The following is a 14,202-nucleotide window of genomic DNA, read 5'->3' as shown; positions in this document are numbered from 1 at the left end:
TTGGTATGTTTTTATAAAGTTTAAATAAAACAATAATATATGTCAAAAATTTATCGAATAAAAAACGGCATGATTTCTGCTCATGACATAGCTAACGAACACGATGTCGTGAAATGTTTAATTATTGAGAACTATTATGTCAGTTGAGTTTTTATGGAGAATTCCTGTTCATGGGGATGGTCGTCGAGCACATCAGTTACATACCCGTGGTGAATGGAATCAGTTAAATCCAGCAATTCAATCTCCACAACGCGTAGCACCACAACATGAAGATCAGTTGTTTGCCTACTATGATTATGTACAACAAGTGGCAAAAGCGGCTGATATTGTTGGCTTTCATGGCGCATTGATTCCCGCTTTTCCTCATACGGAAGAGCCTTGGGTATTGGCTTCAGCATTAGCAAGGGAAACCAAACGACTTCGACTGTTGATTGCGATTCAGCCGTGGTTTATTCATCCAGCCTATGCCAGTCAAATGGCTGCCAGTTTACAGCGTTTAAGTCAGGGGCGAGTCGAGTGGAATGTCATTTCAGGTGGAGGCGGTGCGCAGCAACGTGCTTACGGTGATTTTATTGAACATGACCAGCGCTATGCACGGACCAACGAGTTTTTGGAGTTTGTAAAAGGTTATTCACATCATGCTCCATTTGACTATGATGGCAAGTTTTTTCATGTTGAGCAGGGTGGGTTGAGATACCCAATGAATCAATATGATGTCCCTCGTTTATGGTTGGCTGGTGCGAGTGATGCCGCCTTACACGTCGCAGGACGTCATGCTGATATTCACTTAACTTGGGGTGAACCTGTTCAGCAGCAGAAAAAAGTCATTGAACAGGCGCAAGCGTTTTTTGAACAAAACTCGCCTGATCGGAAAGTTAAATTTGGTATGCGTATTGATATACTGGCACGGCCTACACAAGAGCAAGCTTTTCAGGAGCTTAAACAGATGTATGAAACCATTGCTGTTGATGGTCATGCCTTTGAACGAAAAGATACTGAGTCGGTTGGTGCAAAACGTCAGCAGGCTTTGGCGCAGGGCAATCGTTTCGAAGACTTATTTGTAAGTCCGAACGTTTGGGCGGGGATGTCCAATGTACGTGGCGGACCAAACTGTATTTTAGTGGGTAGCTATGAACAGGTTGCAGAGCGTTTGCAAGAATATATTGATATTGGTGTTGGTCATTTCATTTTAGCCAGTAACCCTCATTTGGAAGAAGCCTATCGGGTAGCAGAAGAGGTCTTACCACTGGTTGGATATAAATTAAAATAATAAATTTAGATCCCTTTGAGATATCAAAGGGATCTTGTTGTTTGAACAGCATAACACTGTCTGAAAACCAACATATTGAATATCGATTAATTGAAAAATACTGATTAAGAATATAAAAATCAAATACTTGTTATTTTGGCATGACTTGTGCAATTTTTATTCAATATTTTATTTTTCGTTTAAAACCCTATGAGTGAACTAATATTTAACTCGCATAAACGGGCGTTGCTATTTGAACAATATGCACCTGAAGCTAGTTCAAACAACATAGCAGATCCGTTTACACGGCATACCTTGGCGCTGAGCCAACCATCACTACCTCGCTTGAATAAGGTGTTGATTGCGATTATTGCAGTTACTTCTGCGCATTTAGGAATTTGGTATATCGCAAAACACTTGCCTACACCTACTTTGGACATTCATAAGCCAGAACCGGTGGTGATTGAAATTGTAAAACCTGAACAACCCCCCAAAGTAATTGAACCCAAAATTCCTCCTGTCACAGAGAAACCTAAAATTCCACCGGTTGTGGAAAAGCCAAAACCAATCGTTAAACAGGTTGAACAACCCAAACCTGTACAGAAAGCGGTAGAGCAACCTAAACCAGTCGCAAAAGCAGTCACTCAACCTACGCCACAACAAGTGGAAGAGGCTGTTGTGACCAAAGAGGTGGCTCCTGCACCTGTTCAGAAAGTGGTTGAACCTGTGAAGTCGGTCGATGACAACTTACCTGTGACAGAAGCGAAAGGATATGCAGGCTATCTGAGTAATCCTGCACCCGAATATCCAGAACAGGCACTCGAACGTGGTTGGGAGGGTTCCGTGATTTTAAGGGTCAAAGTACTCGCAAATGGGAGCCCTGATACGGTCAGTGTCAAGCAAAGTAGTGGCAAAAAACTTTTAGATAGCGCTGCTGTAAGAACAGTAAAGCAATGGAAATTTTCACCCGCTTTAAAAGGTAAAACCCCTGTAGAAGGTTGGGTCGATGTTCCAATTCATTATCAATTACCGAAATAAATTTAATTTTATAGATTAAGAGGATATTTACATGACTGACATTAATTCATTGATCCATGACGGCACTATCTGGTTATTGGTTGTTTTCTCTATTGTGACTTGGGCACTGGTTGTCATCAAAATCGTTCAGACCCAAAGAGCATCAAAACAAGATAAACGTTTCGTAGAGGCGTTTTGGAAAGCAAAAAATTTATCTGACGCCGTAACTCAATCTGAATCGGGTCAAGGACCAGCAGCACGTGTTGCAAATGCGGGGTTTAAAACACTGATAGAAGCAGATGAAAAAACACACCATGACTTGCAAAACAGTTGGAGCCGTCAGGACCTATTGGAACGTCACTTACGCAAACAAATTCTAACTGAACGTCGTCAATTGGAGAAAGGTTCAGCGCTATTGGCGTCTATTGGTAATAATGCACCCTTTATTGGTTTGTTTGGTACCGTATTCGGAATCATTCATGCATTACAGGCGATTGCCCATTCTGGTAATGCAAGTATGGATGTCGTTGCTGGACCGATTGGTGAAGCATTGATTGCAACAGGAATTGGTATCGCTGTTGCTGTACCTGCAGTGCTTGCCTATAACTACTTTGTACGTAAAGTTAAAGCGATTGGTGCAGACTTAGATGATTTTGCAACAGATTTTGTCAGTTTAAATCAAAAGGCTGGTTTTCAATTGCCGACTGCTAAAACCAAGAATACAGCAGAGAGTACGATTCTGAATGATGCTTCAACAAAAGAAGTGAAAGAGAAAGGAGTATTCGCATAATGGCAATTTCTACTTCTCAAGATGATGATGTGGTGAGTGAAATCAACATTACACCGTTGGTGGATGTGATGTTGGTTTTGCTGATTGTCTTTATCGTCACAGCACCTTTGCTGACCAATACGGTGAAAGTCAATTTACCTAAGGCCGCACCGACTCAATCCACTGATCAGAATAAAGCTGTCGTAATTAGTGTTAATCCACAGGGTGAAATATTTTTGGATAAGGACAAAGTGTCACTTGCAAGTTTTGAACAAGAAATTCAGTCACGTAAGAATAGCAACCCGAAGCTGGCTTTGAACCTGAATGCGGATGAAACTGTTCCTTATGGGACAGTGGTAAAATTATTGGCAAGTATTGAACGAGTCGGTGTAGATAAATTATCGGTAATCACCGTTCCTCAATAATCCCTGCCACATCTCAAATAGCTGCTTCGGCAGCTTTTTTAATTTATTCTGCCAGCAGAATAAAAATCCCCTCATAAAGAGGGGAAGCAAAGATAAACGGATGTGCTTAAGCCTTCCATAATTTCTCAAAACGCCACGTTGGAAAAATAGTATGTTCTGGGGCTAAGCCTCCAATATTTTTTGTGGCTGCATCAATGGTATGGCTAAATCCCCAGATCAGCATTCCACCACGTTCATGTTGAATTTTCTGTGCTTGGGTCAAATACACTTTTCGCTTTGCTAAATCTGGTTCGGCAAGCGCCTTATAAAACAACTCACTATATTCAGGATCTTTAAAATTGATTTTATGGGTGGTTGAAATCGGTGCATCATTGACAACAGCAGTAGATAAATAGGGTGTACCGACATTGGTGGCGTTACTCGACAATTGCCATTTATTGCGGTCTGGTCCATTAAATGTTGCGGCATCGACTTGTTTGACCCGTATATTTACATTGGCATGTTTTGCTTGTTCTGCAAAGATCAGTGCAGGCTGAGCGCTGCCAGCAGGTGCAATAAGTTCAACACTTAAACCATCTTTAAAACCAGCTTGTGCCAATAATTTTTTTGCTTCCTCGATATTTTGTTGACGTTGGGGTAGGTTAAGAAAAGCAGGGTCCTGTGGTGAGTAGAGATCATTGGCAATACGTCCCTGACCATTTAACCCACGTTGTACAAGCTCCTCACGATTGGCAATTAAACGAAATGCCTGACGGACTTTAGGATCATTAAAAGGGGCTTGTTGCGTATTAAAGTCAAAACCATTATGGGTATTGGTTTCAGAACGAATGGTTTGGATGTGTTTCGCCTGCTCCAGAATTTTAATGTATTCAGGTGAAATGGCATTGGCGATATCAATTTGTCCTGCTAATAAGGCATTTAAACGTGAGACTTGATCTTTAAAATCAATCACCTCAAAACTGTCTGCATAAGGTTGATCCGCTTTAAAATAGTTTTCAAAACGGGTAAACACAGAACGTTGACCTGGTATAAACTGTTTGACTTTATAAGGGCCTGCACCGATTGGGTTATGGACTGGGTCAAAGTCGGTAGGGACGATTCCACCAAAATTCACCCAAGTTTCAGGTAGTGCAACGAAACCAGTAATTGAATTGATAAAAGGAATACGAACGGTATATTCATCTAATTTTTGAATACGATCCCGATCAATCCATTGCACCAGATTGCGAAACGGTGAAGCAAGCTTTGGATCAGTTAAACGTTTTACTGAGAAAATCACATCATCAGCAGTCATCGTTTTACCGTGATGGAATTCTAGACCTTTACGTAGACGAATAGTCCATTCACTCGCATTATGATTGGGTTCAGCAAATTCAGCCAAGGCAAGACGTGGCAGCATCTTTTCATCCCATTCCCATAGCTTGTTATATATGGCAAAACCTCGGGTAATTCCTGCGCTTGAAGTAGACAGATGTGGATCTAAACTGCCAGATTGTTGTCCACCAATTAGACCCAATCGAATCGTTCCACCATGTTTGGGAGTGAGAGAAGATGGGCTTTGTACGTCAGTACCCGTTTGTGGTGATTGATCGCAGCCAGACAAGCTCCCTATTAAAGAAACGCCACCTACTGCGCTAAGACTTTGTGCTAAAAATTTTCGACGTGACAATAGAATTGATCGGTTTGTCATTATAAATACTCATATTGGATAGTCATCTTTATGGACTTGCAGAATAAATGCCAATAATTTATTTATATTTATCAGTGTTTTATTTGATTGTGGTTTTTGTTTACTGTCTTTATTCCAACAAATCTGTTGAAAAAATAAACATTTATAAAGCTGATATCTAAATATATAAAAATTAAAAACTATTAAATCAATATCTTGGGTGTTGTTTTGATGCTTTTTAATGATTGGCATAGGCCTTGCGTAACGTACTGTAAATTTACTTTACTGAGTATGATATGAAGCAAACTTTTCAATTAAAACCTTTAGTGATTGCCTTAGCCTTTTCGGGGGCATCTTTACCCATACATGTGTTTGCCGAAGAAACCCAAAAAACATCGGCAGATACTGAAAGTGATGTGATTACTTTGGCAGATGTCGTGGTGACTGGTGCAAATAAAAAACAAACTGTTGTTCCCAAACGTAAAGTGACTTCAATCTATGGAACTGATAGCTCAGTATTAGACACACCTCGTGTGGTGTCCCAAGTATCGGAACAACAATTTCGTGAAGATGTGATTCGTAGTGCAGATGATCTGGTTAAATATGCGCCGAGTATTACCCGAGGCGGGGGACAAAATGCCAATTTCGCACCGCAGATACGTGGGCAAAATTCAGAGGTCTTCCAAGATAGCCAACGGATTTATAGTACCCGTCATCCGACCAATCTCAATGCATATGAAGCGGCAGATATTGTGGCAGGGCCGACGGGAGTGATTTTTGCGCCTACTTCGGGTTCAGGTGGATATATTAATTATCTCACTAAAAAACCTAATTTTAATAAAGCAGAAACAACGATTTCTGGTTCAGTTGGTTCAATCTATGCCGGAAAAGGTACAGAACCTAATTTTTCTGTCAGTATTGATCATACCGCTCCGATCTCTAAAGAACTTGCATTTCGTGTTAGTGCAACAGCCCAAAAAAACGATGATTATTATGACAATGTGAAAAATAATTTTAATGCATTTTATGGTGCCTTAGCTTGGCGTCCAGATGATAGTTTACGTGTCGACTGGAATATAAGTTATGACGATTATTATGATTTTAACGTGACGCATGGTTGGAATAGGGCAACACAACAATCTGTTGATAACCGCCAGTATTACAAAGGCAGAGCGACGCCAATTATTCAAAATGGTTCAGCTTTCTGGTCACCTGTATTTGAATCTGGAGCAGCGAATTCGAAAGTAATTGGTTGGCAGAATCGACAAAAGAATGATAAGAACCAATATATTGCTGTAGGTCCAGTTCAAACAACACCATTACCGAATGCAACAGCAGATCAGGCTGGAACGATTCGAGGTTGGGTCTATGATCCATCTATACCTGGAAATGGATTGGTCAAACTAGACGATAATATTTCTGGTCGAAGCGAAGATAAAAATAGTGCCACACGATTCAGCACCCAATTAAAATTAGTTAAAGATTTGAATACGCATTGGTCTGTTTCTAATAGTACGCTTTATCAAAACAGTAAGGATTTAGGTGATTCGGTTGGAAGTTTCTTTACTGATCTGGAACATGAGTTATTTGATAATCGCCTAGAATTCCTCGCAGATTATGATTTCGAGTTGTTTGGCCTGAAAGTGAATAATAAAAGCAGTACAGGAGGCGCTTATCGCCGTGAGGAGTTTACTTCTTTAGCGGCAAATAATAGTTTTAATATTAATCCTTATGATCTGACCAATGATCCTTCTCAAAAAAATCCAGGTGATTTACTGGGGTTGGTCAATAATGGCAGTTCAACAGGAGGCTGGATTGGACAGGCCGGTGTTCCTCAATATTCTCAATACTTTGGTTATTTAAATTTGCCAAGAATGTATCCAGTCGGCCATGGTTTATATGCTGAAAAAGGGGGGTTCCCTCCCAATGGTGGTGGTGCTGTTTATACAGGAACGGGGTCTTGGGATACGTGGAGTGTGTTTACTCAGCAGAACTTTACGTTTAATGATGTGTTTGGCATTAATCTTGGGATTAATCATAGTTCAATCAAAGCCAAACTGGAAAACCCGTTGGTGTTAGTGCCGACAGATGTCCGTTCAGATCGCAATACATATAGTTTGCTCAGTTATCAAGCCAGTACATTTATCAAGCCAACAGCAAAAAGTACCCTGTATTTTACCTATGATAAGAGCACTGCACTCAACACCGGTGTTTTTGGCCCATTTCTAATTTGGGGGGCAGGCAATCAACTGAATCCTTTGGCTTTTGACAGTCAAAGTGAATTAAAAGAATTAGGAATTAAATATGAGCCGATCATCGATCAACTCTTCCTCACATTAAGCGGATTTGAGCAGAAGCGAGATTTATCACCGGATACTAATGGCAATATGGCACGCTTTGAAGTGAAAGGGATTGAATCTTCATTACGCTGGCAGCTCCAAAAAAATATTGCGATAGGCGGTAACTTAACCTATTTGAATGCTGAATATAGCTCAATTATTCCAGCAGGTTTTTCTCCCTTTGGCTTCCATGCAGACAATGCAACTGTCTGGGGGGACAGTAATGGGTTAAACCAGCGTAAAGCAGGTCGTTATGATGCGGCGGGCATTCCGAAATACTCTGCCAGTGCTTATGTGGATTATCAACATCAATCAGGCTTTGGTGTAAATCTCTCAGGCTGGTGGACCAGTAACTGGTATACCAATTTAAGCCAGACGGTTAAAGTTCCAAATAACTATAATTTAGATTTGGGATTATATTATCGACAACCCCAATGGACTGTGGGCTTAAATATTTTGAATCTAACCAATGAACGTAATTTTGTGAATGGTTTAGCTGGTGCAAACAGTGAATTCTTACAGCCAATGCGTCCACTCACGGTGCAGGGACAATTTAGTTATAAATTTTAAATACATGAAATATTTTCAATTCTTAATAGCCATACAGTTGTATGGCTATTTTTTTGTTTCATTTTTCCAAAATAAACAATGTTGGAATAACAACAACAGCACAGGAGAAAATGTTTATCTATCAGCAAAATTGAATCATAAGTTTTACTTTTGTTTTTTAAGATATTGAAATTTATAAAATAAATTAAGTGGCATGGAAGTTGCGACTATAACAATAGATTTATTTAAATGGAGTCAGCATGTTTAAGGTCACAAAAATTAGGCAGAGTATTTTAACTGCGATGTGGGGGGTAACAGCGAGTGTTTCAACACTGGCTTTGGCAAATGAAGAGATCGATACAGGTGTTACAGCTGAGCAACAAGCACAGGTGGTCAATGCAAAAGATGTCAAAAAGTTAAGTGACGTAATTGTAACAGCACAATATCGAGCACAAAATATTCAAAAAGTTCCAACCGCGATTACGGCTGTTTCTGGTAAAGATTTGGCTGCCAAGGGCTCAACCTTTATTGGTGATGTTTTAACGTATACACCGAATGCAGCAGCGGAAAATCCAGATGGTGATAGCCGACCACGTTGGTATATCCGTGGTTTAGGTACAGGGGATGTTGCTGCATCGACGGTATTTCCTGTTGGAATCTATGCTGATGGTGTGTATTTGAATGCACCCGTTGCAGGTGCAGGAGACTTATTCGATCTAGAGCGTATCGAGGTTTTACGTGGGCCACAGGGCACGCTCTACGGTAAAAATACCACAGCAGGTGCGGTTAATTATATTTCCAAAAGACCAACTTTCTCAGAAAAACCAAATGGCTACGCAACGATAGGTGTAGGTGATCATAATCTACGTACCTTTGAAGGTGCAGCGAATGGCAAAGTCTCAGACAATATTGCGGTTCGAGGTGCTTTTTATTCTGAAGATCGTGATGGTTATGCAAAAAATTTAGCGAATGGCGAAGATTATGGTGATGTTGATAAGAAATCTTTCCGTTTCCAGATTTTAGGTAAAGTGAATGAGCAATGGAATGCATTAGTTAATTTACATAGCCAAACCTACAATGGTTTAGGAAATAATGGTGCGCTCAGCGTTGGGAAATACTGGGGCGTTTATGAAAGACCAGAGGGACGTAATACCAATTTAGACTTAGATGAAAGTAATAAAATTCAGCATGACGGTGCTTCATTCACTTTAAATGGAGATTTGGGAGGAGGCCATAGCTTTACCTCCATCACTGCTTTTGACAAGACCACACAAAAGTCGATTTCAGATGGTGATTATACACCTTATGATGTTGCGAGAAGTTATAGCGATAATGAATGGCGTCAATATAGCCAAGAGTTTCGAGTTTCATCCGATGCGGACAAACGTTTAAGCTGGATTGCAGGATTACATTATTTTAACGAAGATTTAGATTCTAAGGGTGTGAGTGCACGGGTCAAGAAAACTCTGCCAAATGGTGCTGCAGCACAGACGGCATCAACTCCTGCATTTAGAGACATTACTTATAACCAAGCCACACAAAGTTTTGCTGTATTTGGAAATAGTACCTATAAATTTACAGATAAATTTAAGGTGACGGGTGGATTACGTTGGACCAGTGAAGAAAAAGATATTGATCTGGATCTGACTCAAATCACCACAGGTGACTATACCCAAGGTAGTTGGTGGAAAAAAGATGGGTATAGCAATGCGGTCTATAACCCAACTGCAAATGCCAATGGTTCAACCAGCCGAAAGAAAACATGGAATGAATTGACCTATGATATTACCCCAGAATATGAAATCACGCCTGATTTAAATAGCTATTTCAGATTTGCACGTGGTTTTCGTTCTGGTGGTTTTAATACAGGTTTATCCAGTAGCTTAACCCAACTTGCAGATGTTAACCCTGAATATTTAAACAGTTACGAGCTCGGTTTGAAATCGAACTTATTGGATGGGGATTTAGTCGCAAATGCCAATATTTTCTATTATGACTATAAAGATATTCAAACCAATTTATTAGTTGCAACAGAGGGGCAAGGGGGCGGTGTTACTTCAGTTTTAGCCAATGGGCCAAAAGCAGAAGTGAAAGGTGCAGAGTTAGAGCTGGATTATTTAGCCACTGAAAATCTACGTTTACGTTTTGCCGGTGCTTATTTAGATAGTGAATACACTGACTTTGTTGACAAGAACCCGGTAACTAATGTGGTCAATGCTGACAATACCGGTAATCGTCTGGTCCGTTCACCTAAATATACCGTCGGTATTGGCGGTGAATATACTTTCAACTTAAATGATGGTGCTCGTATCGTTGTGGGTACTGACGCAAGCTATCGCGACCGTGAATACTTCTTGGTGAATCGCCAAGACGATTCGGTTGATCCAATCCTCAGCCAAAAAGCCTATACCTTATGGAATGCCAATATTGGTTATCACAGCGCAAATAATAAATACCAAGTTAATACCTATGTGAAGAATTTACTGAATGAAGAATATCAGGTACATGGTCGTCCAAATGGTCCAGCAGGACAATATGTTTTAACTTACGGAAACCCACGTCAGGTTGGTGTTTCTCTAACTGCAAGATTTTAAATGATAAGGATAAATATGATGGGAATTGAATTTTTTACTCGCCTACCTTTACATGGTGAAGCTGAATTTCTGGCTGGAGATCCTCGAAATCGTGGGGATTGGGCAAGGGTATCTGGCGTGGAAAATACGGGAGCGACATCTAACTATCAAGTCGGGGATGACTTTACTTATATTGACTATTTAGCACAGGTGGCGCGCGCAGCAGAAATCAATGGTTTCGCAGGTGCTTTGATGGTCAATGCACCAACAGGAGAGGAGCCTTGGACGGTGTGTTCGCTATTGGCGAGAGAAACCAAGCGACTGAATTTTGTGACTGCATTCCAGCCTTATCACTTTAGTCCATATAACGCCGTACAAAGTGCAGCAACCTACCAACGTGCAACAGGTAACCGTCTGGTGTGGAATATCATTAATGGAGGTTCTGAATTCATTCAGCGTCAAGTTGGCGATGCCACGCCTCATGATGACCGTTATATTCGTGCCGCAGAATTTTTAGATGTGGTGAAAGGATATTGGCACAATGAATCATTCCATTATCAAGGCAAATATTATTCTGCTGAGGGTGGAGGACTGAAATATCCGCTCAACAAGGCTGAGTTACCGATTATTTGTACTGCAGGTTCTTCTGAAGCCGCACGTGAGTTTGGCGCAAAGCACGCAGATTATTATTTAATGCGTGCTGAAAAACCAAGTGAGATTGCTGCATTGATTGCGGATGTACGTCAACGTGCTGCGAAGTATGGTCGAGACAACATCAAGTTTGGTCTATCCATTGATACAATTGCTCGCCGTACAGAACAGGAAGCTTTATCTGAGGCGCAACGCTATTTAGATGAAGCAGCAGAGAAGCAACGTTTGCATGCTTCAGCTGCCCATGCAGGACTCAGATCAGCGCGGGTACTCAGTTTTGAAAAAGAATATGCGGATAAAGATGGCAGCAAAAATGTGAATGATTTCTTCATTCATCCCAATGTTTGGTCTGGCTTTGGCTACATTGGTATCCCTCCAGGTGTTGCTTTGGTGGGTAGCTACCAACAGATTGTTGAACGCATTAAGGAATATAACAGTATTGGAATCGACTTGTTCTTCCTTGCCGGTTATCCGCATTTAGAAGAAGCTTATCGCTTAGGTGAACATGTTCTGCCACATTTTAAAAACCAACGTCAGGCATTACAGCGTATACCAGAAGAATCAAAGTATCGTATTGCCTAGAATCATTCTCAATCCTATTCAACCAAGACTTTAACTAGAAGTCTTGGTTTGTTCTATATAAGTCAAAATATTAATTTTTCTAAAGGCCAAGTCATGTCATATTCAAATGATAAACCACTTAACATTGTCGCGGTTTCAGGTGGGCTTAACAGCCCCTCAAAAACTGAAAGTTTGATTCAAACGATCTTGGATGAATTAGCGCAAGCAATAGAAATAAATGTGAGATTTGTAAAACTCAGTGAGATTGGTCCTTTATTGGGTGGTGCAATTTATCGGAGTCAATTACCCAAGCAAGTACAGGATGATTTGGCTGCTATTGAAGCCGCTGATGCCTTAATTGTGGGCACACCAGTATATCGTGCTTCTTTTACGGGGTTGTTTAAACATTTATTTGATTTTGTTGAGCAGACCGCTTTAGTGGATGTCCCCGTATTACTGGCAGCATCAGGTGGGAGTGACCGACATGCTTTGGTACTTGAGCACCAACTTCGTCCTTTGTTCAGCTTTTTTCAGGCACAGACTTTGCCTATCGGTGTTTATGCAACAGACCGAGACTTTACGCCTGAATATACAGTCAAGAGTGAAGCCTTGAATGACCGTATTTTGCTTGCCGTTGCTCGAGCGTTACCAATTTTGCAATGGGCACCAGCGAAAGGATTACGTGAGCAAAAGGTCAAAGCTAAATCAGAACAGGCCAATCGAGACTTGAGTATCAATAAACAAGTTGAACAAGATTCTATATTACCCTCTATTGAGGTGCCTGATTTAGAAGTTGCGGAAGCAAGACTACACCATAAAACGACTGTAGCCGTATAGCGTATTAAATTTTATATAGTGTAATTTAAACAAGACAAGAGGATACATATATCCTCTTATGTTATTGAGTTAAAATTTAAGCCATTGAAAAATATATAAAATAGTGTGGGTGAATATCGAGTAAATTGCAACGCCTGTAACAATCAAATTTAACAAAACAGGATACTCTTGACCTGGTCGAACTGATCTCACCTGAATGTCATGTTCATAATCATAGCCCTTGTGAAATCCCTATGTATAAATGAAAAGAGCAAAGCTGTATTGAGATATCAGAAAGTTTTAGATCAGCTGCCGAGTGTAGTTAAGACATTGTCAGCTTTTAGGTCAGAGAAAAAGAATGGGTTTGAAGTGTGATTTTGATTGTGCTCGTGGGGCGAAAATAGAATCCAAAAAAGCAAAACCACCCCTGTCTATATAATTTTCATGAATTCAATAAAGTAGAAAGTATCTATATTTTGGTCTGTGATGTATAAAAATTTAATTTTCACATTTTATTCACATCGGTATCTATTAAGCTAAAAAAAATGATAAACGTAAAGAGGTTATTTATGCAGCTTGGCAAGCCAACAGTGATTTTTCCTGCTTTGATCGCTTCTTTCGGTTTTCTTGGTTCTTTTGCATCGCATGCAGAACCCCAGACTCTTAGAGCAGTAGATAAGATTGAAGTAAATAAGTATGTCGGTAAGTGGTATGAAATAGCACATTTCCCAATGTATTTTCAGCGAAAATGTGTGAGTAATACTACAGCCAACTATTCAATCAACGCTGATCAAACTATTGCGGTCATTAACAGTTGCCGTACCAAAGCAGGTGAAACGATCCGTTCTGAAGGTGTTGCTTATCCACAAAATGCAGGGAATAGTATGCTAAAAGTTAGCTTCTTGCCTTCTGGATTACGATGGATTCCGTTCACCAAAGGAGATTACTGGGTTCTAAGAGTTGATTCTAATTACCGTGTCGCATTGGTCGGAGGCCCATCTCATAAGTACCTGTGGATATTATCAAGAGATCCGAATCTGGATGCGGCAACGTATCAATCGTATGTGCAAACTGCACGGGATTATGGATATGATGTGTCTAAGCTGGTTCGCACGCCACAGAAAAAATAAATGGAAATCGTTGGGCAGGTTTAATTTTTTAGTTCAACTAAATTTGCAATAACATTTACATATTAGACGTGCGAAATCTATAGATTGTGTGTGTAGAATCGGGTAATTAACATCTAGCATTGATTGAGGCGTTTTTGATACGATCGTGTTTAAAACATGGTTCATTCAAGTACTTAAATTTTTAGTTGGATCACTAAAAGATATATCATCCTTCTCTAAGATTGTATGTCTATCTCAAAACGCCTATTGATGCAAAATTTTATCCATAAAACTATTCAGGTGAAATCTTTAAGGGGACGACTGAACTATATTAAATATTAATTAAAATTAACTATAAATTTTTGTTTTTTAATAGTTTTGAATTAAAATTTAAGTTCGTGTTATGGGGTTCACATAAATTTCATATCCAGCTCTCTAAAATGAAAATTATAAAAATAGGTAGGTCGGGAAGAAT

Annotated in this window: 10 protein-coding genes; 9 read left to right on the top strand and 1 reads right to left on the bottom strand. The window is 40.0% G+C overall.

The features are described 5' to 3' along the window. Positions 1–136: 136 nt before the first annotated feature. The 4 genes from NQU59_RS17070 (at position 137) to NQU59_RS17055 (ending at position 3,460) form a co-directional block, all read left to right on the top strand. The gene (locus NQU59_RS17070; RefSeq protein ID WP_257064189.1) at positions 137–1,270 is read left to right on the top strand and encodes an LLM class flavin-dependent oxidoreductase; all 1,134 of its coding nucleotides are present in this window, start codon (positions 137–139) and stop codon (positions 1,268–1,270) included. A 189-nt stretch (positions 1,271–1,459) separates the two neighbouring features. Continuing rightward, positions 1,460–2,287 carry an energy transducer TonB gene (locus NQU59_RS17065; protein WP_005239090.1) on the top strand — a complete coding sequence of 276 codons (828 nt, stop codon included), beginning with the start codon at positions 1,460–1,462 and terminating at the stop codon, positions 2,285–2,287. Positions 2,288–2,318: 31 nt separating this feature from the next. Continuing rightward, entirely contained in the window at positions 2,319–3,056 is a 738-nt protein-coding gene (locus NQU59_RS17060; RefSeq protein ID WP_257064187.1) for a MotA/TolQ/ExbB proton channel family protein, read from the top strand. Beyond that, a complete protein-coding gene (locus NQU59_RS17055) occupies positions 3,056–3,460 on the top strand; it encodes an ExbD/TolR family protein (protein WP_005205333.1) in 405 nt (134 codons plus the stop codon). The genes NQU59_RS17060 and NQU59_RS17055 overlap by 1 nt, the downstream gene beginning before the upstream one ends. Before the next feature lie 106 nt (positions 3,461–3,566). On the opposite strand, the gene NQU59_RS17050 is transcribed toward NQU59_RS17055, so the two are convergent. Continuing rightward, on the bottom strand, positions 3,567–5,150 hold the full coding sequence (locus NQU59_RS17050) for an ABC transporter substrate-binding protein (protein WP_257064186.1): 1,584 nt from the start codon (positions 5,148–5,150) through the stop codon (positions 3,567–3,569). Positions 5,151–5,425: 275 nt separating this feature from the next. Here NQU59_RS17050 and NQU59_RS17045 point away from each other — a divergent pair, with 275 nt between their 5' ends. From NQU59_RS17045 to NQU59_RS17025, 5 genes are all read left to right on the top strand, one after another. Next, the gene (locus tag NQU59_RS17045; RefSeq protein ID WP_257064185.1) at positions 5,426–8,038 is read left to right on the top strand and encodes a TonB-dependent receptor; all 2,613 of its coding nucleotides are present in this window, start codon (positions 5,426–5,428) and stop codon (positions 8,036–8,038) included. A gap of 239 nt (positions 8,039–8,277) precedes the next feature. Further along, on the top strand, positions 8,278–10,611 hold the full coding sequence (locus NQU59_RS17040; RefSeq protein WP_373462946.1) for a TonB-dependent receptor: 2,334 nt from the start codon (positions 8,278–8,280) through the stop codon (positions 10,609–10,611). Positions 10,612–10,629: 18 nt separating this feature from the next. Next, on the top strand, positions 10,630–11,823 hold the full coding sequence (locus NQU59_RS17035; RefSeq protein WP_257064184.1) for an LLM class flavin-dependent oxidoreductase: 1,194 nt from the start codon (positions 10,630–10,632) through the stop codon (positions 11,821–11,823). 93 nt (positions 11,824–11,916) lie between these two features. Continuing rightward, positions 11,917–12,639: an FMN reductase gene (gene msuE, locus NQU59_RS17030; RefSeq protein ID WP_257064182.1), complete on the top strand. Its 723-nt coding sequence runs from the start codon at positions 11,917–11,919 to the stop codon at positions 12,637–12,639. Between the two features lie 548 nt (positions 12,640–13,187). Next, a complete protein-coding gene (locus NQU59_RS17025; protein ID WP_005239078.1) occupies positions 13,188–13,748 on the top strand; it encodes a lipocalin family protein in 561 nt (186 codons plus the stop codon). The last annotated feature ends 454 nt before the right edge of the window (positions 13,749–14,202 follow it).

It is taken from the genome of Acinetobacter colistiniresistens (assembly GCF_024582815.1).
Classification (GTDB): domain Bacteria; phylum Pseudomonadota; class Gammaproteobacteria; order Pseudomonadales; family Moraxellaceae; genus Acinetobacter.
This window is presented reverse-complemented; position numbering and strand designations above follow the sequence as displayed.

Bases quoted from the DNA above. Each gene is read 5' to 3' on its own strand.
- NQU59_RS17045 (WP_257064185.1), top strand. From the start codon at position 5,426: ATGAAGCAAACTTTTCAATTAAAACCTTTAGTGATTGCCTTAGCCTTT.
- msuE (WP_257064182.1), top strand. From the start codon at position 11,917: ATGTCATATTCAAATGATAAACCACTTAACATTGTCGCGGTTTCAGGT.
- NQU59_RS17040 (WP_373462946.1), top strand. From the start codon at position 8,278: ATGTTTAAGGTCACAAAAATTAGGCAGAGTATTTTAACTGCGATGTGG.
- NQU59_RS17055 (WP_005205333.1), top strand. From the start codon at position 3,056: ATGGCAATTTCTACTTCTCAAGATGATGATGTGGTGAGTGAAATCAAC.
- NQU59_RS17070 (WP_257064189.1), top strand. From the start codon at position 137: ATGTCAGTTGAGTTTTTATGGAGAATTCCTGTTCATGGGGATGGTCGT.
- NQU59_RS17065 (WP_005239090.1), top strand. From the start codon at position 1,460: ATGAGTGAACTAATATTTAACTCGCATAAACGGGCGTTGCTATTTGAA.
- NQU59_RS17035 (WP_257064184.1), top strand. From the start codon at position 10,630: ATGGGAATTGAATTTTTTACTCGCCTACCTTTACATGGTGAAGCTGAA.
- NQU59_RS17060 (WP_257064187.1), top strand. From the start codon at position 2,319: ATGACTGACATTAATTCATTGATCCATGACGGCACTATCTGGTTATTG.
- NQU59_RS17050 (WP_257064186.1), bottom strand. From the start codon at position 5,150: ATGACAAACCGATCAATTCTATTGTCACGTCGAAAATTTTTAGCACAA.
- NQU59_RS17025 (WP_005239078.1), top strand. From the start codon at position 13,188: ATGCAGCTTGGCAAGCCAACAGTGATTTTTCCTGCTTTGATCGCTTCT.